The organism is Arachidicoccus ginsenosidivorans, assembly GCF_007971385.1.
GTDB lineage: Bacteria > Bacteroidota > Bacteroidia > Chitinophagales > Chitinophagaceae > Arachidicoccus > Arachidicoccus ginsenosidivorans.
Genome location: NZ_CP042434.1, coordinates 4,270,530 through 4,291,371 on the forward strand (window position 1 = coordinate 4,270,530; position 20,842 = coordinate 4,291,371).

Annotated in this window: 16 protein-coding genes; all 16 read right to left on the minus strand. The window is 39.4% G+C overall.

Features of this window, described 5'->3' with window-relative positions; all coding sequences use genetic code 11:
• Positions 1-138: 138 nt before the first annotated feature.
• The 16 genes from ispG to FSB73_RS25385 all read right to left on the minus strand — a co-directional run bounded on the left by ispG (position 139) and on the right by FSB73_RS25385 (position 20,817).
• Positions 139-2,178, minus strand: a complete 2,040-nt coding sequence (ispG, locus tag FSB73_RS17050) for a (E)-4-hydroxy-3-methylbut-2-enyl-diphosphate synthase (protein WP_146784921.1) — start codon at positions 2,176-2,178, stop codon at positions 139-141.
• Positions 2,179-2,242: 64 nt separating this feature from the next.
• Positions 2,243-2,794: an FUSC family protein gene (locus FSB73_RS17055; RefSeq protein ID WP_146784926.1), complete on the minus strand. Its 552-nt coding sequence runs from the start codon at positions 2,792-2,794 to the stop codon at positions 2,243-2,245.
• A gap of 140 nt (positions 2,795-2,934) precedes the next feature.
• On the minus strand, positions 2,935-4,152 hold the full coding sequence (locus FSB73_RS17060) for a 6-bladed beta-propeller (protein ID WP_146784931.1): 1,218 nt from the start codon (positions 4,150-4,152) through the stop codon (positions 2,935-2,937).
• Between the two features lie 1,146 nt (positions 4,153-5,298).
• Complete coding sequence (locus FSB73_RS17065; protein WP_146784935.1) at positions 5,299-5,769, minus strand: hypothetical protein; 471 nt, start codon at positions 5,767-5,769, stop codon at positions 5,299-5,301.
• 11 nt (positions 5,770-5,780) lie between these two features.
• Positions 5,781-6,317, minus strand: a complete 537-nt coding sequence (locus FSB73_RS17070) for a hypothetical protein (RefSeq protein WP_146784938.1) — start codon at positions 6,315-6,317, stop codon at positions 5,781-5,783.
• A 96-nt stretch (positions 6,318-6,413) separates the two neighbouring features.
• On the minus strand, positions 6,414-7,397 hold the full coding sequence (locus tag FSB73_RS17075) for a DUF4973 domain-containing protein (protein ID WP_146784941.1): 984 nt from the start codon (positions 7,395-7,397) through the stop codon (positions 6,414-6,416).
• Positions 7,398-7,486: 89 nt separating this feature from the next.
• Positions 7,487-9,544: a RagB/SusD family nutrient uptake outer membrane protein gene (locus tag FSB73_RS17080; RefSeq protein WP_192904070.1), complete on the minus strand. Its 2,058-nt coding sequence runs from the start codon at positions 9,542-9,544 to the stop codon at positions 7,487-7,489.
• A 17-nt stretch (positions 9,545-9,561) separates the two neighbouring features.
• A complete protein-coding gene (locus tag FSB73_RS17085) occupies positions 9,562-11,631 on the minus strand; it encodes a SusC/RagA family TonB-linked outer membrane protein (protein WP_225974107.1) in 2,070 nt (689 codons plus the stop codon).
• The gene (locus tag FSB73_RS25375) at positions 11,538-12,263 is read right to left on the minus strand and encodes a TonB-dependent receptor plug domain-containing protein (RefSeq protein WP_262712361.1); all 726 of its coding nucleotides are present in this window, start codon (positions 12,261-12,263) and stop codon (positions 11,538-11,540) included. Before FSB73_RS25375 ends, FSB73_RS17085 begins: the two co-directional genes overlap by 94 nt.
• On the minus strand, positions 12,221-12,658 hold the full coding sequence (locus FSB73_RS25380) for a carboxypeptidase-like regulatory domain-containing protein (protein ID WP_225974108.1): 438 nt from the start codon (positions 12,656-12,658) through the stop codon (positions 12,221-12,223). The genes FSB73_RS25375 and FSB73_RS25380 overlap by 43 nt, the downstream gene beginning before the upstream one ends.
• Positions 12,659-12,670: 12 nt before the next feature.
• Complete coding sequence (locus FSB73_RS17090; RefSeq protein ID WP_262712362.1) at positions 12,671-13,861, minus strand: NHL repeat-containing protein; 1,191 nt, start codon at positions 13,859-13,861, stop codon at positions 12,671-12,673.
• Positions 13,862-14,821: 960 nt separating this feature from the next.
• Complete coding sequence (tpx, locus tag FSB73_RS17095; protein WP_225974110.1) at positions 14,822-15,568, minus strand: thiol peroxidase; 747 nt, start codon at positions 15,566-15,568, stop codon at positions 14,822-14,824.
• 119 nt (positions 15,569-15,687) lie between these two features.
• Positions 15,688-16,662 carry an L-glyceraldehyde 3-phosphate reductase gene (gene mgrA, locus FSB73_RS17100; protein ID WP_225974111.1) on the minus strand — a complete coding sequence of 325 codons (975 nt, stop codon included), beginning with the start codon at positions 16,660-16,662 and terminating at the stop codon, positions 15,688-15,690.
• Positions 16,663-16,962: 300 nt separating this feature from the next.
• A complete protein-coding gene (locus FSB73_RS17105; RefSeq protein WP_146784944.1) occupies positions 16,963-18,327 on the minus strand; it encodes a hypothetical protein in 1,365 nt (454 codons plus the stop codon).
• A 607-nt stretch (positions 18,328-18,934) separates the two neighbouring features.
• The gene (locus FSB73_RS17110) at positions 18,935-20,407 is read right to left on the minus strand and encodes a glycoside hydrolase family 2 protein (RefSeq protein WP_262712363.1); all 1,473 of its coding nucleotides are present in this window, start codon (positions 20,405-20,407) and stop codon (positions 18,935-18,937) included.
• Between the two features lie 2 nt (positions 20,408-20,409).
• Entirely contained in the window at positions 20,410-20,817 is a 408-nt protein-coding gene (locus FSB73_RS25385; RefSeq protein ID WP_225974112.1) for a hypothetical protein, read from the minus strand.
• Positions 20,818-20,842 lie beyond the last annotated feature (25 nt).

Here is a 20,842-nt window from a genome sequence, read left to right on the forward strand (position 1 = left end):
TTTCCTTATATAAGGTTAGACGCAGGTCTTGAACAGGTCTGGATCTTGACTGGACTTGGTCTTAACGCTGGAACCACCATTAATTTGCTGCGTTAAAGTACTTATTACTATTGATTTATATCACTTTAGCAGTTGTTTTTAAGGTTCTACCCAGACGCCTCCTTCTTTTAAAAGATTAATGAGTTCGCCTACGGCGATCTCACTATCTATATTTCTTTTAACAACTTCTTTGCCTTTATATAAGGTGATTTTGCCCACGCCGGAGCCGACATAGCCAAAATCTGCGTCTGCCATTTCTCCCGGTCCGTTCACGATACAACCCATAATGGCGATTTTTACGCCTTTCAGGTGGTTGGTAACCGCCCGGATTTTAGCCGTTGTTTCCTGCAGATCAAATAAGGTTCTGCCACAACTGGGGCAGGAAATATATTCGGTTTTTGATATCCTCGTTCTGGAAGCCTGCAGGATACTAAATGCAGTGGCATTTAAAAATTGCTCTACATTCGTATTTTGCTGATAATTCCTGCCAGCTGCGGCCTGAAAATTGCCTGCCAGTGCTTTATAGGCAGTTGTTTTTAGGTGAAAGAAGACCCCATCTCCCATCCCATCAACAAGCAGACCGCCAGCTTCTGTAGAAAAATGGATCAAATGTTCATCTGCGGTATTCCAGTTACTGGCAACACTGATAATGACAGGGTTTTTAACTTGCTGGGTTTCTAAATGGATAATAAAACGCCTAATGGCCTGCAAGGCGTTTTTTCGGTTACTGCTTAAAATGAGTACTACTGTAGGATCTGCAGCCAGTTGATTTAATTGCTCCTTGGTTATATCGGTCTGGGTGTCGCTATACACCTGAATATGGACAAAATTGATTTTACCTTTCTGATCTTTGCCTGCGAGGTAAGTGGTGGTATCAAACAAAGGACAGAACTGCTCTTTATGTTCCTGCAAATCAAAAGCAGGTGGATAAACCACGGCCCTTAAGGTGCCTGGTAGTTGAAAATCAATATTTTGATAGCCAATGAAAATGTAATCTGCGGCCCTGTCACTTATAAACCATTTGTCCAGCTTCTCATTATACTGATAACCTACCTGCAGCAGATCGCCTGGCGTAATATGATTGAGTTTGCTCAAATCGGCAATCACTACCGGTACATGCGCGCTGCCAATATTGCTGATTTGATTGGTCTCACGGCGTTTGTATTCAAAAGGAGAATAAGGCAGATGATCTGTGGTGATAGCCGGCACAGCAAAATCAGGCTCTTTTTCTAATATCTCCTTGTTTTTGTCCAGAGTAAAATCATATCTTTTTACCAGGTCATAACAAACGGGTATCTCCAGTTCCGCATCTTCAGTCAGTGATACCCGGACGGTATCACCAATGCCGTCTTCCAGCAGAGCGCCAATGCCGACCGCGGATTTAATACGGCCATCTTCTCCATCTCCGGCCTCTGTTACACCGAGATGCAGTGGGTATAATTCCCCGAACTCTGCATCCATTTGCTGGATAAGCAGCCGGTAGGCTTCTACCATGACGTGGGTATTGGAGGCTTTCATGGAAAGGACGATATTGTGATAATCCTCATCTCTACAGATCCTTAAAAATTCCATGGCACTTTCTACCATGCCCATAGTGGTATCCCCATAACGGCTCATAATACGGTCTCCCAGACTGCCATGATTGGTGCCTATGCGCATGGCAGTGCCATGCGCTTTGCAGATCCGTACCAAAGGGGTAAACCTTGTTCTAATGCGATCCAGTTCCTCATTATAAGCGCTGTCTGTATAATCAATCTGCTCGAACTTCTTCTTATCCACATAGTTACCTGGATTGACACGTACTTTTTCTACGATTTTAGCGGCAATTTCTGCGGCATTTGGGGTAAAATGTATATCTGCGACCAGTGGGGTATTATAACCTTTATCGCGAAGGGCCTTTTTGATATTGGCCAGGTTTTCGGCTTCTTTTTTAGAAGGTGCGGTAATACGAATAAGTTCGGCACCCGCTTCAATACAACGGATAGATTCCGCCACGGTAGCCGCTGTGTCCATGGTATCGGTCGTTGTCATGGTCTGCAGGCGGATAGGATGATCCGCCCCTAGTAATAGATCTCCTACTTTGACCTCACGGGTCTTCAGTCTTTTATAGGAACTAAGTGAGTGACAGTAAAATTGCATAAGGCAAAGATACAGCAAGATTAGACATTCTGATAATGCAAAAATGGGAAGCTTTGAGATTAAATTATTTTTTAATATAATGTTTGCGCACCACTCTTGCTTTGCGGATCAGTCTTCCTCTTTTATCTTTAAACAACACGACATCGAAAAGTAAGGTCAACAGCAGCGCTATCAGACAACCAATAATCACGCAAATCATTCTTTCCAGGGCCATATGCCAGGAAGCGTTTTCCTGCTCGTATAGTAAAACAATAACAACGGCTGCCAGCGCAGAGCGTGTAGTGGACTGAATGTTGAGTAAGGTAGCAATCCCGATAGTAGCCACTACCCCTAGTCCCATAATAAAAAGATTGGGGAAATGAATCAGAAATAAGACCATACCTACGGAAGAACCCAAAATATTGGCTTTCATTCGGTCGTAAGCCACTTTTTTAGCGTCCTTATCATCTGGCGAGAAAGCTAATAACACGGATATTACGCTCCAGAAGAACTGGTGCTGTGGAAATGTTACATATATTGTATAGGTAATAAACAGACCGATCAGGCACTTAGTGATATAAATCAGAAAGTTGACCTCTAAAAACCGGTTAAATGCTATTTTCCTTTTCTTTCTCAAGGGGCAAAGGGTTGTTTGCTAGGTAAATATTATGCTGCTGCAAAGATACAAAAAGGAAAGTTCAGGGAGGCCTACAACATTTTATGGTTTAATAGGTGATTATGGCAGCATTGTCCTTACCACAAGTAAATGCCAATGGCTTATAGGTTTTCTTTTAGTTTTACCTGGATGATGACGGGATTGCTTTTACGAGATTGAGTTGCAAAATATTTTTTTAAGGCCACTGGGTACTTTGGGTGTTTATCAGTAGTCACACTTTTGGCTTTAAACATTTGCAAAGAAGAAACTGAGGTATATAAATACTTATTATCCCTGGTTAAGAAATTGGAATTTGCAAAATCGACAAATCCCAAAATATCCGAAACCGGGAGATAATAATTTGAACTATCCGGTGAAATTCGCTGGATGCAATATAAATTTTTAGATTGTGTATTATAAAGATAAGTATCTGGGTAAGACATGTGATCAAGCTTAAAGACGTAATTGTTTCCAAACTGATAAAAATAAGATATGCCGTAGAATTTATCTTTGTGATTACGTAAATAAGTTATTCGCCGACCGCGCAATAAAGTATCCTGGTTAAAATTATCGGGTAAAGAATTTGCCAAAGGAAATAAAAATGTGACCTTTTTTGATAACCTGCCATTCGATGAAAGCAGGTACACCGAATAGTCATATGGCTGGCAAAATATAGCAGTAGTGTCGTTAGTAGTTTTATAAAAAACAGAATGACTTTCGTAGTAAATGTCATCATTCCTAAATGGTGAATGCTTTGGATTATATGGGAAAGCACTTTTAATCAAATTTCTATTTGCATAAAAATTTAATTTAAAGGCCGTTGAATCTGGTAGTTTTTCATAGATGTTATAGTCGAAGTCTACATTAGTGGAATCATTAAACCAATATCTTTTTAAAGAATTGGGTAAAGCTAAAGTAGATGGATTAGGTAATTCTTTGCCGTCAAAATTATAATAATGCAAGGTTCGTCTATGCCTAAACATTATTTGCTTTTTCCCTTTAATCACATTAAAAGAATGAATGACATTCCCTAGAAAGGATTGATCACCACCTTTTATTTTGGTATGAAACTGGCCATTTTTATTAAATAGCAAAATGCTATTGGTATTTCTATCCAATATAATAAAATATTGATCTGTTACTTCCAGCTGATAGATTGCCCCAAATAGACTTTCTGCAGTTGTTTCCAAAGGTATGTATTTGACTGTTTCATAAATTTTGTCAACTACTGCACCTTGAGCGTAGTCAGGATTAATCCGAAAAATCTTGTTGTTATTTGTAGACTGTGAAAATACAGCTATTGAAGACAATATGAATATGAAGGTAATGAACTTTCTCATGTAATGGTACTTTTAAAAATGACTTATCGTGTGAATCGGTTTTTGATAATTCAATTATAGATCTCGCCCCCTAAATGATCTGCCTGTTAGAAAAATGTAACTATTTGCTTGAATCAGGGAAAATTGTTATGGTCAATTCCTATTATATAAAGTTACAATAATTTATTAAAATTTGATATTATTAATAATTATATGAGTCCACAATTTGAATAGTATGTTCTGTTTTAAAAAATTGACTTCAATCCGCCCATCTTTTATTACTCATAATATAATCCATTGCTATATAGATTTAAAGAAATTACCTATAAATGTTAATATCTTGGTTTTAATTAAACCGTATTTTCCCTAATTGACTCATTATTTTTTTTGTTATTTTTAGCTCGTTTGGCATGTTATAAAAATAATATCCTGTGAAGAAATTTCCATTTGTGTTTTCGCATGCAACAACTTTACATTGATTAAACTTCCCTTTAAACAGTTTGTTGAGTTTTATATTATAGATTATTCCCCATTTGCAATTAGCATTTATTCTCTTTAATTGAGCGCTGGTTAAAAAAAAGCAGCTTTGCTCTTTTATAGAAACGGTCATTACCATTCATTAAGAACTTTGGATCTTGAGAATCCTCTATTCTTTTTGGGATATTTCCCTTATCTGGATTCATGTTGATCGAAAAAATGCCGATAATGTAAGTTGAATCTTCTTTTTCAGCATACGTGCAATATATTTGTAATCATTCAAAATCGTTCAATGAGGCAATTGGGGAGTAATCACCAAAAATAGTATCTACAATTTTAAAATTTATATCTGTTTTGAAGCCATCATAAACATTATAATTGTTCTTAATAAGGTTGTACGCAATAACCTTGGGTTTTTTATTTACCGAAGTATCCCCCCTATTAAGATATTCCTTGTCTTCCAGAGCGTGTTCTGTTCCATTGATTGCCTACTCAAGCCTTGTTTCACATGTTGGAAATTTCCTTAATGTTTTGATCGTATTTATATCAATATCCTGACTGAAGGCTTACAAATTTTCGGTCTGTGAAATTGCAGCTATTGAAGGCAATATGAATGATAATGCAATGAAAATTATCCAGAAACAGGTTATTAATTTAATAAATGACTTTAGTGGCATCGAAATTTAGATTTTAAAATGTTTTAGGATTTTGAGCATTGTTAAATAATGATTTTCCCATATAAATATTGTAAGGTATGAGCAATAATATCTCGAAAGACAGAATATGAGGCCCATTAAAATGTTCTGCGAATATTGGCAATAAAGTGGCATAGCTCCAAAATATAATACCTAAACTTCCGTCAATAAATCCAAGCAAATAGGTATCCTTTTTTCCCAACAAAAGCGAACAAGCGACAATCGCTTTAAAACTGTATAATGTCAGTATAATCAAACCATAACCGCTGCATAATGATGTGGTATACAATCCATAAATAGTAATATATTTTATTGCAGGTACTAATCCATAAACACTTCCAACTGCATAAATTAAAAATGCAAGATCCAGAACAATGAAATAAAGGGCGAAAGCTTTAATGTAAAGTGGTAGAGATTTCCATAGGGATGAGTTGTTCCTTTTGAATATGAATTTTAGATATTTCATGCTAAAGTTTATTAAATAGAAGATACTATTATAGTATGAATATTTGATAGAATGTTATCATAAACTACTTCTTGAGTCGTACGAGAAATAATACAATAGGTATAAAATATATGACCTTTGTAATTCCATTTGAGCTTTACAGGAAACATATTTCGGTCATTGAGTTGGTGATGGATAATTTGTTTTTTCCGATTATTAAATTCAGAGAGAGAATTGCTGACTGAATTATTGGGAGAGGAAATAATAAAATCATTTTTGGCAAGGCTATCGTTATATGGGTAAATTGGAATTAAATCCTTCGCACTAACTGGGCATGCAATTAATGAATCTAAATTAAGGTTTTTCATTAATTTATACTGAATTAGTTCAAGACCTTGTTTGATTATTATAGCGTGACCTGGTCCATTGATTACATACCCAAGCCTTGATTCCCATGTTGGAAATTTCCTTAATGTTTTGGTCGTATTTATATCAATGTGCTGACTGAAGGCTTGCAAATTTGCCAAAAACATAAAAATAATTATAAACTGGGTCGCAAGTTTTTTCATTTGTCTATTTTAAAGAAAAGCCCCGATGAATAAAATTGACATCGGGGCTTCAGTTGTTTGTCTCCTTAAATGGGAAGACGGCCGTCTCTTATTTAATTACCACTGAATCGCCTGATCTTCATCTGGTATCTGGGTATTGATTTTTCTTTCCATAATCAGAGAACCTCTGATTGTGTAATCAACGGATGCGCCGGCGACAGAAGTATAATCGGTATAATTATAATCAATATTGCTGATGGTTACATATCTATGGACTAAATATGGTTGTAATTCATCTGGAATTTCCTCTACTGAATAGTTAATTGTTTTGTTTACTTGCAAATTCATCAATGGATTATCAGAAGTAAGTGTTACTTCCCTTTTCTCGGTATCAAAGTGGGCGATTATCTTATAATTACGCCTGTCGGATTTATTTTCGTCCACTGTACCGGCATAGAAAAAGATGGTGTTATCGTCTACTACATAAGTTGTAATAATGCTTTTAACGATAGCAGCCCCATCTTCTTCCCCTTTCAGGTACACTTTAAGGGCAGTTCCGCTATAATCACCAGAAAAATCATTGAAAGGTACAATTCTTAACAATGCCTTGGAGAAGTTTCTTCTTGGGTTTGGAGTATATTCATTTGAAGTTGATGGCTCAATAGTCAAAGGAAGAATCCATTTATCCACCAAATCAATATTACTTAATGTAAAACCTATGTTGATAGTATTCGTATTTGATCCTTTAGGAATGGAAACCGTATCAGGAATTTTAAAATATTGATCGGTTAATTCTTTATAATAAAGATCCGTTCTATTTTGAAAATTGGCATCATTGAATACTTTGAGCGTATCTGGATCCACGCCTAAATGCACCATCAGGTTTTTCTTATTGTCAGTCGTACCACTGACGATAACGGGTAATTGGTAGTCGACCATGCCGTCAGGTTTGTACCGGACGTGTATGGGGGTAACTCCATCTCCATTTAACGGAGCTTTAAAGGAAACATATTGTTTAAATTGCTCATCTGTCCATTCTTTATTACAGGCCATTGACCCAATACATAAAAGAATGGTAATTAATGCAGCTATCTTTTTCATGCGTATTTCTTTTTAATTGTCGAATGTGACTTTATCTGTTTGATTTTCTATTTGAGAAAAGAAGGCAGATTCAGTTGCATTTATTAGTATTAATTAGTATAAGTAAGCCAACCTGGATTTTGTGTCATGCGACTATCACGCCTTAATTCTTCGATTGAAATGGGCCAAAAATACATTTTTGGAGCAAAAGTGCTTTGCAGTGCAAATGCTTCAACTGGCTGATGGAATAAATCCCTTTGGTTGGCCGTCATAAGAACATTGTAGCCATAGATTGGAAGAGTAAGTTCTTTCGTTGCATCTTCCCATCTGCGTAAATCATAATAACGTTCCTGTTCTCCCATGAGTTCAATTTGCCGCTCACGTTTGATTGCGGTGCGCAGCGCTGTATTACTTGAATACACAGCGTCTGTGAAATCAGGCAAACCGGCTCTGATTCGAATAGGTTTGACTGCTGATTTCATTTCTGGAATACTTCTGGCAATGGTATACACTTCAGAACTGTCCCAGCTAGGTATATTATATGAACCATTTAATTCATTTAAAGACTCTGCGTATGCAAGTAATATATCTGCATAACGGATGGCTGGCTCATATTTGGGTACAACATTAGCTAGATTATTATTTTCATAAGTATCCATCGGATTTACATATTTTTTGATGCCAATACCCGTTCTTAACCAAAACATCGTATTGGTATATCCATTACCTGAACCGCGATAATAGAAAACCTGTTGCTCTCTGTTTTTTACCTCTGTTTCATTGGTCAGATCCCACACACTGCCATTATAACCCACTGATGCGTAAAACCTGGGCTCCCTATTGGCAAATTGCAAAGAAACACCCGCTTCTAACGGTTTGTATTTTCCCTCAGCAACATCTTCATCAGTTACAAAACCTTGAACACGCTGACTGCCATTGCCCTTTCCATACTCGGCGTCTTTGCCTGGAACATCCTTGCCATCATTCATATAATAGGCATCACATTGTTTTAAAGTCATACCGTGTGTGTTCCAACCGGATGCTATACGTGGTAATTGATGGACAACCATAACATTGATACCTTCGGATGACTGATTCTGACCACGCGTGAATATTAGCTCTGGATTTTCGGCGGCGGATAATTCACCATCAAAAAGTGCACGATAAGACTGGAATGGATCGATATTTGACCAGCCGTCAGGCCATGGTTTATCGGAGAACTCAGCATTATAGGGAGGCACTATTGTGGCCGGATGCGTAACTGTTCCAGAATTTGTAAAAGGAGCTACATAAAGAGAATAGGCACCTAGACGCATTACGTCTTTAGCAGCGGCTGCTGCTCTGGCCCATTTGGACTCATCATAAGTAATAGAAAGCAGCGGATTACCTTTGTCGTCAACCAGCTTTTCTTTGTAGTCCATACTCACTTTACCGCCATTCATTAATGGACTAGCTGCATACAAAAATACTTTTGCTCTTGTGGCAAGTGCTGCTCCTTTAGTGGGGCGCGCGATTGCCAATTGACCTCTGCTTTGTGGTAAATCTTTTGCCGCCAAAACCATTTCTTTTCCTATATATTCTGCACACTGCTCATAGGTGTTTCTGGGAAGTGCCAGTTCATCATAGCTATCAGTATAATCTGCTCCATCCTCTGGCATAATGGGAACCGGACCGTATTTTCTAAGTAACAACCAGTAATAATAGGCCCTGACAAACCTGGCCTGCGCCTTGTAATCTGCTTTGTCCTCGTCACTTATGACCGTGGAATTGTCTATATTTTGGATAAAAATGGAGGCGCTACGGATACCTTGATAGCACTGAGTCCAGGATCCCTGCTTTTCGTCTTCATGATAATTACCTAAACTAAATCTGTTATATGATAATGCGCCGGCATTGGTGACATCATAATTGACGTCGCGGTCGCCGTAATATATATCATCTGAGAAGTTAAATGGCTCAAAGCCCTTGCTGGCGACGTCAGCATTTGCCCCTGTTAGATAAGAATAGGAGTTGGCTAGCCACTCTTCAATATATTCAACATTATTGAAGGATTTGTCTAAATCCATCCGGTCTTTAAAATATTCATCTGTCTTAAGGTATTTTTTGCAGGAGAATAGTAGCGTCACCATTAAACAAAAAATGGAGATTGCTTTTATTTTTTTCAACATAATATATGTTTTTTATATTATAAACTGATTTGTAGGCCGAGCGTCACTGATTTGATTAGAGGGTAAGTTTCTCCTCTAGGATCAGTTGTCTCTGGATCCCACAATTTAAAGGGTGCCCATGTAAATAAATTAGTGCCAATACAGTAAATGCGGACGCTGTTCATGTGTATTTTATGGAGCATTTCTTTTGGCAAGGTATAACCGATATCCAGATTTCTAAGCCTTAAGTACCGACCATTGCGTAACCAGAAGGTAGAATTCCTATAGTTATTGCCATCTCTGTCGCTATAGCTTAATCTGGGATATGGCGCATTGGGGTTTTCAGTGGCAGGGTCTCCGGAGATATCAGCGGATACCCATCTGTTTTCTAACAGCCCTTTGAGAATATTTCCCCATTCTCCCTCAGTGAATGCATATACGGTTTTTCCGTAGATGAAAAAGCTGGAACTGCCCGCACCCTGGAAAAGTACATTCACATCAAAGCCTTTCCAGGTAACGGACGCCCCAAATCCGTATACTAAATTAGGTGTGCTGGTAGAGCCGACGGCTACGACATCGTCATTATTAATTACTCCATCACCATTCACATCTTTATACTTAATGTCACCAGGTTGATAAGCGCCAAATGTTTGGGTCGGACTATTACGGATATCATCATAGTCTTTAAACAGTCCCAATGCGATTAACCCTCTGGTTTGGTTAACTCTGTAACCTTTTTGCATCTGATAGGGGTAGACGCTTTGTTCTTCGTCTCTGTCCAAGACCTCATTCTTGCTCAGTGTAATATTGCCACGCACCGTCACATGAACCTTATTGAATTGTCGTTGCACCGTAAAATTACCATCAATACCTTTAGAGCGAACTGCACCAACGTTTGCACTAGGGATACTGGTTAAACCAACATAACTGGGCAAGAAATTTCTGTCCATATAAATGCCGGTACGTTCATCTTTAAAGGCATCTACTGTCATGGAAAATTGATTGTTCCAAAGCGATAAATCCAAACCTAAATCCTGTTTAGTAGCCATTTCCCAGGTAACATAAGGGGAGGCGACTTGTGAAAATCCTAATCCAGGATAGTTTTTATCATTCCCGAATTCTGCCCATTGATAACCTCCTTTATTATTTCCATCTATAGTATACAAATATGGGAATCTATTGCCGCCCAGATTATCATTACCTACTTTTCCATAAGAATATCTGATTTTAAACATATTGATCCACTTCATATTTTCTTTTATGAAATTCTCTTCTGCGATATTCCATGCACCTGAAACGGCCGGGAAAAAACCGAACTGATGGCCTGGGCTAAAGTTTTCTGATCCGGTATACCCAAAATTAAAATCAGCATAATATCTGTTTTTCCAGTTATAAGCCGCGCGCCCGGCAAGTCCTTGATTTTTCTTGGCGATGCCGTTTTTGATATCAGTGCCCAGATTTTGGGTAAATGTGTTGGACTCCTGATTATAGCGTAAATCGATGCCGATATGGTGGTCTTTAATACTATGGTTATAGTTCAACATGGCAATCAAAAATTCCCTGCGGCTGCCATCATTGCTGCTAGCCTGAGTCAGTACACTGGGGCCGGATATATTGGTAAAAATTAAATTGCCATCCTGGTCTCTATGACGCTCTGCTCTCCATTGTTCGGGCCATTTATGTCGTTCGATGTTACTGGAGTTGTAAGTGTCATAACCGAAGCTGCCTTCAAAGGTTAATCCATTTACAAGAAAGTTTAAATCCTGATCCAGCGTGACATTGGTTTGGATATTATTAGTCCAGTTTTCATTATAACCGGTTTGCGTAGCTGCCACCCAGGGATTTGTTTGGTTGCCTGTACCCACGGCAGGTATATAACCATTGGAATAAGTAATCGGTGTACGGATTGCGGAATAGCCAAAGAGCTCGCCCCATACGTCATTGTCTCCAAGGCCCGGACTGTTCCTTTTGGTAAGGGAGCCGGAGACGCCTAATTTAACAACGGTTGTTTTGGTTACATTGACGTCTGTATTAAGTCTATAGGTCCATTTTTGGTAATCAGCATTTGTATTGTAATCCTTTGCCAGTTCATCATCTGTTTTGTACATCCCTTTTCATCCAGGTAACTTCCAGAAACAAAATACCTGGCGGTTGTTCCGCCACCGCTTAAACTAAGGTTGGCATGATTGGTAAACGCACCGTCTTTTAGTAACTTTTCTGACCAATCAACATTGGGATATAGATCGGGATCCAGACCCATTCGTAGGATTTCCAGTTCAACTGGACTGTAAATGGCTGGTTGGTCTCTGGTAATGCGCGATTCATTAAGGAGGCTGGCATAGGTTGGCCCGTCGACAAACTCTGGTGTAATGGTCCTTGTATTATAAGAGGATTCTGCTTTGGCATTAATATTTGTTTTACCGATAGTGCCATGTTTGGTGGTAATTAATAATACCCCATTGGCGCCTTTGGAACCATATAAGGCGGTGGCAGAGGCGTCTTTAAGGACAGAAAATGATTTAATATCATCAATATTGACTTCATTGATGTCCCGTTCAAATCCGTCCACGAGCACCAGGGCGCCACTACTGGCTCCAAAGGTAGAAATACCGCGGACCCAGAAATTCGAAATGTCTTTTCCTGGTTGACCGGAGGTTTGCATGGCAAGGATCCCAGGCACATTACCCGCCAGTGTATTTACAATACTCGCGGTGGGTGCAGATTTTCTGAGCTCATCCATATCCACAGTTGTAATGGCACCTGTGACATTGAGTCTTTTTGGGTGCCAAGTGCAGTAACCACTACTTCATCCATGGCCTGGATATTAGATTTTTTCATCGATACATTCACCGTGTCATTTTCCTTAATTTGGACTTGCACTGTATCATAACCGATATAAGAAAATAGCAGTTTATGATAGACTTCCACTTTTAAGGAGAAAATACCCTCTTTATTTGAAAAGGTTCCTAAACCTGCGGTGTTGATGACGGAGACACTTACTCCAGATAGTGATTCTCCAGTCTCCTGATCTGTTACCTTACCATGGACGGTAATCCTTTTTTGCGCGATGGAGGTCATCACGGTTAAAAGAAACAGAACGAAAATGGAAGTTCTTCGTATGAACGATTTGGTCATAGCAATAATATTTTAGTTTTCTAATGAAATTTTTCTGATACAGCGATTCATCCAATCGCCCACATAAAATACATGGTTGACAGAGTCATAAGCCAAGCCTTGAGGGCGATCAAACCTTGCCTCAGTGCGAAGTGCGCCGTCTATATGGCCGTATGGGTTGGCGTCAATACTGGAACTGCCTCTACCTGCAAAAGTGGTGACTTTGCCTTCTGGCGTAAGAATCCGAATGTCATGATTGCTTTGCTCGGTAAAGTAAAAATCATATTCATCGGCCTTCCCTGCATAATCAGGATTTCTAACAAAAACCCCTTGGTATGGATTGTTAAGCCTTGCCTGGGTACCTACACCATCAACCCAACCTGTAGAATGTGGTTCTCCGCAAACAACATAGGGTTGCATAAAGGTCTCAGTGTCCCAATTGTAATCTGTTCTTAGAATATAATGCTGATTGATAACAACGATATAAGCATAATCTCCAGAGGGAGCGATATCAATCTGGAATTCCCAGTTATTGTCCTGGATTTTAAACAGTTCCTGATAATCTTTGATGCCAATATTGTTTTCAAAATAATCATTTAAATCGAATCTGTAAAACTGGCCTTTTTCATAGCTGTTAAAGTATAACTCACCTGTTTTAGGATGAACAGAGGCTCCGTTACATTGTTTATAGGAGGTCAATACTTTAGGATCTTTAAAGCCACTGGCTCTTGACAAAATAGAGGTACTGATGCCATTGACGTCCCCCTGATCATTGGCGATAATCATATGGTCACCGTCATTTGTAAAAGCGATTGTCCTGATTCTACTCCAGTTGCCCATCCCTCTGGTAATGGGTGTTGTAACCGTACTGTCTTTAAAATTTAGCAACCTAACGTCGCTTCCATCCTGACCAACATATAAGAGGTCTGGATTTTTAGGATCAAATACCAGCCAGGTTGGATCATAAAATCCGCCGCAATCATCAAAAGTGCCGTCCTTGATGTCATAATTATCGCGTTCATCCTTTTTGCCTGCCAGGGTTGTGACAACCATTCTCCTTTGATAACCAAATGTATCAACAGCCATGGCAAGCTGTTTTTCAGAGGCAGCGCCAACATTGACTTCTATTTCTCCTGAGTATGCCCGATCAGGTACTATACAGTAAATCCCGTCATTATGAACATTTATGACGGTGGCGGGTTTGCCTCCAATATTGACAGACACGATGGATTTATCGTTGCCAAAATTTTTACCGTAAATGACCAATTGCTGTCCGCCGCCCCTGATTTGGGAAAGAAGTCCGTTACAACAACATCTTCACCGGGTTTATAGGCGCCTGACCCCGAGGTGTCAATAGATCCGCTTTTCTTACAACTGATAAAACAACCAGTAAGTAAGACCAGTACAATACACAGATGAGATATCCGTATTTTTTTTATACAATTCATAGTTTAAACCTTAAAAATGTACAATGATTAAAATTTTGTTCACCAGTCGTTTGGATTTCAATTCAGCGGCACAATAATGATAGGCCTAATATAATTTACCCCTAAGCAAATCTGTTAGCAAATGTGTGTCAAACACAAAGACGCATTATCCAAATTTTGGCCAAAAAATTTGCAGTTTGGATTCAGTGCAAACGTTTGACTAAAATAGGTGAATAATTGCTTATTTATCAATACTTTGGATTTCATTACAGTAGAATTATCATTAAAAGCTTACTTAAATTTGGTCCCGTAAACATTTCATTAGCAAAAATGCGTTAAAGAAAAACAAATGATATCCAAATATTGTTCAAAAATTTGCAGATTTGATTCAAATGGGAAACGACAAAGGTTAAAATGAATTGGTTGTTTTTAGGAATTGACAACAAAACTGATAATCTATAATTGGAAGTGATTATATATGTTGTTGGCAATCAAGATTAGCGATAGTTTAGAATGCGTTAAGCGTTTTACAGGTAGGTGCCCATCTAATAAACAATGATATGAAATTGATTATTTATCCCTTCTTCGTATTAACATAGTTGAGATAAAAATGCCGATACACATTAAAGGCTATAGGATCCTTAAGAAACTATAGCCTTTAATGTATACCGGCGTTTGCCTTTCAGTCACTTACAAATATAAGTGGCAGGATTAGGTATATGTAGTAATTATTAGTCTGTGCTAACGAGTAAGTTAATTATTTAATGGCTGCCAATGCCTTTTCATAATTAGGTTCTTCGGTAATTTCAGGTACCTGTTGTTCATAAATAATCTTTCCTTCAGGGTTAATCACAACTACTGCCCTGCTGAGTAATCCTTGTAAAGGACCGTCCGCCATTTGAACGCCGTATTGGTGGCCAAAATCAGTCCTGAAATCAGAAAGCATGACGACATTTTTAATGCCTTCAGCACCGCAAAACTGCGCTTGTGCAAAAGGTAAATCCTTAGATATACAAAGCACAACTGCATTAGGAACCGCGGCTGCGTCTTTATTAAACTGTCTGACTGAAGCAGCGCAAACCCCAGTATTGACACTTGGGAAGATATTTAAAATAACGAACTTGCCTTTATATTGGGAAAGAGATTTATCGCCTAGTTCTGTGTCAACCAGTGTAAAATCTGGTGCCTCGGTGCCGTTTTGGGGAAGTGCTCCCACTGTATGTATGGGGTTGCCTTTCAATTGAATCGTTGTCATAAAAGATTTATTTTTTTGTGATAATTGTGTATTGCCATTTTGAGTGGCATCGTTATTCTTTTGGCCGCTATCCGTTTTTGCTGTAGCGTTTGTCTGGTCATTTTCTTTAACGGCACTGGTATTCTGGCAGCTGCCTAAAAGTAGTAAGCCACTTAAAAACATAGGCACCACTGCCCATCTGGTAAAATGATTTATGTTACTGTTTATTTTTAAACAATTTGAATGTTTAAAGGCGGATAGCTGATGCATAATATTATTTTGTGCGTTATAAACAACTGGATTTACTTACAAATTTAAGGATTTTATCTGGCCTGTAATTATTTGTGTTTCAATATTTAACGTTGTATGAACCTTTTAACTTATTGATGTTATCCACGAAGTATTTGATCAATTTTATCCAGCTCTACCTGTTCAAATTCCAGATTTTTTAAACATTTTAAGGAGTCTAACAACTGCTCGCTGCTACTGGCACCTACTAAAACGGAGGTGATCCTGGGATCTTTCAGTATCCAACTAAGGGCCATTTGTGCCAGGGATTGTCCACGGGTGATCGCCAGGTCATTGAGTGCTCGGATCTGTTTGAGTTTCTCTTCGGTCAGGGCTTCTTTTTTCAAAAATCCGTGGGATTTGGCGGCTCTGGAATCTTCAGGGATACCATTTAGGTACTTGCCTGTCAGCATGCCTTGGGCCAAGGGGGAAAAGGGAATGCAGCCAACACCATTTGCTTCAAGCGTATCTAACAAGCCATCCTCAACCCATCTTTCAAACATAGAATATTTAGGTTGATGGATAAGACAAGGCGTGCCTAATTCACGAAGTATCTTAAAGGCTTTTGCAGCCAGTTCGGGTGGATAGTTGGATATACCCACATAAAGCGCTTTTCCTTGGCGAACCACTAAATCGAGTGTCCGCATGGTTTCTTCCAGCGGTGTTTCGGGATCTGGACGGTGGTGATAGAATATGTCCACATATTCCAGTCCCATTCTTTTTAGGCTTTGATCCAGTGAAGCAACCAGGTATTTTTTTGAACCCCAGTCTCCATAAGGACCTTCCCACATGGTATACCCTGCCTTGGTGGAAATGATCAGCTCGTCCCGATGCTGCTTAAAGTCAGCATGTAATAATTTGCCGAAATTTTCCTCTGCAGATCCTGGAGGCGGACCGTAATTATTGGCTAAGTCAAAATGAGTGATTCCTTGGTCAAATGCAGTATGCAATGTGGTTCTGAACTGGGCATACTTGTCCACAAACCCGAAATTATGCCATAGGCCTAAAGAGACGGCCGGAAGTTTTAATCCTGATTTGCCGCATCTTCTGTAGGTCATTTCATCATATTTACTCATGGAAATCTATATTGTTTATTTTAATGTCAGTTTGTAAAAAAATAATGATAAGTATTGATACTAAATTGATTGTCCCTTTCAAGGGGGTGATATTGGCCATTAAAAGAAATGACAGGCTAAGTTAAGGGTTATTTCTGAAAATAGGTCTTGCTGTTTAAGTATGGCAGCAATTCAGAGTCAATTTAAGTAAAATTTCCGTTACTGTGCTAATTTCCAAGACTAGGCATAGCTCCGCCAGCCCAGCAAGCTGAGTCAATTTAGTAGCGTAGTTAATAGGTTTAGGTTTGGTTTTAGTTGGAGTTAAGAAATTGGTTTCGTAAGGTTTATGGGCTTATCCTCCCGCCTCTTTATCTTTTCCAGGCGGATTTGGCACCGTTGCCTGTTTTGCATGATCGTTTCTTTGCATAAGACCCGTTCCAATAAAACAGATTTAAGCCGGTCCCACAGCATTTTTATGGTAACCTTTGACTGTTTGACAAGCTTAACCACCGCCTTTGACTTTATAGTTAATTGATGAATTATATGGGCTATTTGCAGCAGTATATAGTATTTATACAGGTTCATGATGCTTTTGCGAACAAATTTGTGCTCCATATTGAACCCGTTATTCTTCTGATCATTGAATCCTTTGTTTTCTATTAGCCATCTGCTGCGGCCAGAAGACATAAAACGTCTGACAATTGATTGAAGCAGTGGGCTATCTAAATTAATGTTTAGGTTGGTAATATAGGCGAACTTGGTCACTGCTTGACTGTTATGCTTTGGGAATCTCCCCTCCATATAGTTTAACTGGTGGTTTTGGTGTTGGAGGTTAGCAGCCCATAGATATTGAACATCTCCTAGGTTTGCTTCCTTTTGCCCTGGATTCAGCACTTCCGGGTACACAAAACTAACTTTTTCTAGGGTGTCCTTAATCTGCTCGTCCAGTTTTGGAAGGTTACCGTCTTTACGAGTAATTATATATTTCCAGCCATATTGCTCGCATTTTTTCATAACCGTTGCATTGGCATAGAGCCCATCTAAATGCAAACAGATAGGCAGCCGGGGAAACAGTTTGTGTAACTGGTCTGCGAGCCTGGAGAAGGCAGCCAGTTCACAGTCCTGCTTGTCATAAAACCCTTTTCCTTCATTACTAAGTAATTCACTGGCCACAGACAGGCAAAGGCCATTATCCGTTATGATTTTAGCTTCTAGTACACTGGCATAATAAGTAGTTGTATTATTTTTTTTCTTGGAAAGCGCTCCATCCAATGGTGGGGTGTGATAACTCGCAACTCCAGTAGCATCCATTACAATATGATAATAACCTTCTGCCGGATTAATCACTTTGGATCGGATTAAAGCGTTAATCATCTTGCCTAATACCAATATCAGGTCTCCAGCATCTACTGTTTTAATTACATTGTTCACCGTGTCAAAGTGCGCTAATTGCATGTCGCCGTGTAATGCTTCAAAATTATCCTTAAAATAGCTCCCATTTTTCCTTAGTTGGTTCATGTTATTACGGGTTGAACCCTGAACCTGAAACATGTGAATGACCTGGGTCAATAGGTTAGACATGCTATATTTACAACAGTTATCAATCCGGTGGTCCTTCACCTCGCCAAGCCAGTCCGACAACTCAGGAAAGAAATGATGGCTCACTTTATTTAGCTGATAAATCAAATCAGCGGTGCTTAAATCTTGAAAATTCTCCCATGCAAAAAAAGTGCCAAAAACAGTGAAGAAAAATTGTAATTAAATGATTATTATTTGTTTATAATTTATATATATTGTATATTTGTAGCAGCTCTTAACGTAAAAAAAGCCCGTCTAGGGAACGGGCTGTCAACTGAATGTTGATAAACAATAAAAATTATGGAGAATATTGAGGCATCGCCTAGGCGATGCTGTGTCTATTATATAATATTTTATTTTAATGCATAATTTACACGCCTAGCCCTGCCATTGCGATTTGCTGACCATACAAAGAAACAAAATAAAATTAGTGCGAAAAATATTTTTTACCGACCTCTGAAAGCTACGCTACCAGTAAAAAGAAATTTGACTCTGAATTGCTGAAGTATGGGCAATTTCCTAAGGGAAATGGCGACTACTAAACTAAATCTCCTATTTCAATACTAGGCTAATGCCTTGTTTTATAAAAGTGTCCCATAGGCGCTGCTTAATATTTAAAACAAAGCAACTTCCAATGGGACACTGAAAAATACAAAAACCGGGTGATTATTATGTAACCCTATTTTCGGACCGGCTTTAAATTAGCTCGAAAAACTTATTTTTCCTCCTGGTATAATGGTGCATGCAAGGCGTGTAGTTTTTCTGCTGGCATTTTAATGACCTTTCTGTCATAGGTCATAATACCATTGGTTTCTACCTCTACGTCCGTTGTTTGTGTATAAACAGCAGCGGAGAGTCCCAGTGGAATTAATCTTTTCAGATCATCGACCAATTGACTGTAGCGCTTCAGTAAATCGTCCTGGTTTTTGAACGTCTGATAGCCCCAGTTATCCTTTTGCTGCCATGTATGCCCCTTAACTGGTAATCCAAGCCCCCCGAATTCGCCTAAAACAAGTGCCATGCCTGTTTTACCGAAGACCTCTGGATCCGGCATGGCAGGTTCTGGATAGTTGTGCAAATCCAGGATATCCCCTGTCCAGAAAAAATTACCGCCACTGGCGCTGTTAACCAGTCTGGAAGGATCATAATTTTTGGTCCATTTAGTAATGTCCACTGTTTTAAACTGTCCCCATGCTTCATTAAATGGCGTCCAGACAACGATACATGGGAAATTGTAGGTCGCATCGATCATTGCCTTCCATTCCTTTCTGTAATAGCCTTCTGACTCAGCAGAGCGTTGTTTGTCTTTATTGTGACCATTTATGATGCCTGGACGGTTATCCCAGGTATTGCCACCCAGATCACCGCTGGGCATATCCTGCCATACCAGCATACCTAGGCTATCGCAGTAATAATACCAGCGGGCAGGTTCAATCTTAATATGTTTACGGATCATATTAAAGCCCATTTTTTTGGTTTCAGCAATATCAAATAATAAAGCCTCATCCGTAGGTGCTGTATATAAGCCGTCCGGCCACCAGCCCTGATCAAGTGGACCGTACTGGAAAATGGGTTTATTGTTCAGGCCTAATCTCGTATGCCCTTCGCTGTCTTTGACCAGGGAGGATTTGCGCATGGCAAAATAGCTGCTCGCTTCGTCCAGCAGTTTGCCTTTTCTTTGAACGGAGATCTGTAACTGATATAAATGCGGATTATTTGGAGACCAGGTTTGCGGATTGGAAATCGCTATGCTACCCTCGGTTTTAGCGGCTGCATCTATAGTTGTCTGCCCTACTACCTTCCCTTTATCGCTGGCAACAAAGACGACCTGATCGCCAGGCTGTGCACCCACAACATCTGCAGACACTTTTAAGCTGGAGGCGTCCAGATTCGGCGTCTGTTTGGTAGACGCAATATAAGTCCCCGGAACCTGTTCTGTCCAGACAGTTTGCCAAATGCCCGTGACAGGGGTATACCAGATACCGTTTGGACTACTGACTTGTTTACCTCTGGGTTGAGGGCCTTTATCAGTAGGGTCCCAGACGCGCAGTGTTAGTTGCTGGGTTTTTCCTTTATCTAGATAGTCTGTAATATCAAAACTAAAAGGATCATAGCCGCCTTCATGACGGCCTATTTTTTTGCCGTTAATATATACATCAGTTCTCCAATCTACGGCTCCAAAATGCAAAATTAACCGGTCTTTACCTTTGAGCTTTTTTGATTAATAGTGGTATTATACCATAAAGCATGGTCCTCCCCTACGGTTTTACCCACGCCGGAAAGTGCTGATTCAACTGGGTAAGGTACAAGAATTTTACCGTCAAAACTCGTTGGAATGGCCTCGATGCTGGCATCTGTTATAGCATACTGCCATAAGCCGTTCAGGTTTTGCCACTCGGCTCTTTTGAGTTGTGGGCGTGGATATTCTGGTAAGGGTGCTTTGGGATTGACATCCTTTGCCCATTTGGTCATAATTTTTCCCTCCACCGGTTTGTAATCCTGCGCAAACCCTGCACTACCTGCCATGAGAAGCCCTGCCAGGATGAGTGAGGAGGCGATTTGACGCATTTGTCTGCCTTGCTTACTTGTTTGAATCATAGAAATGTTTTTGTGGTTTGATTAG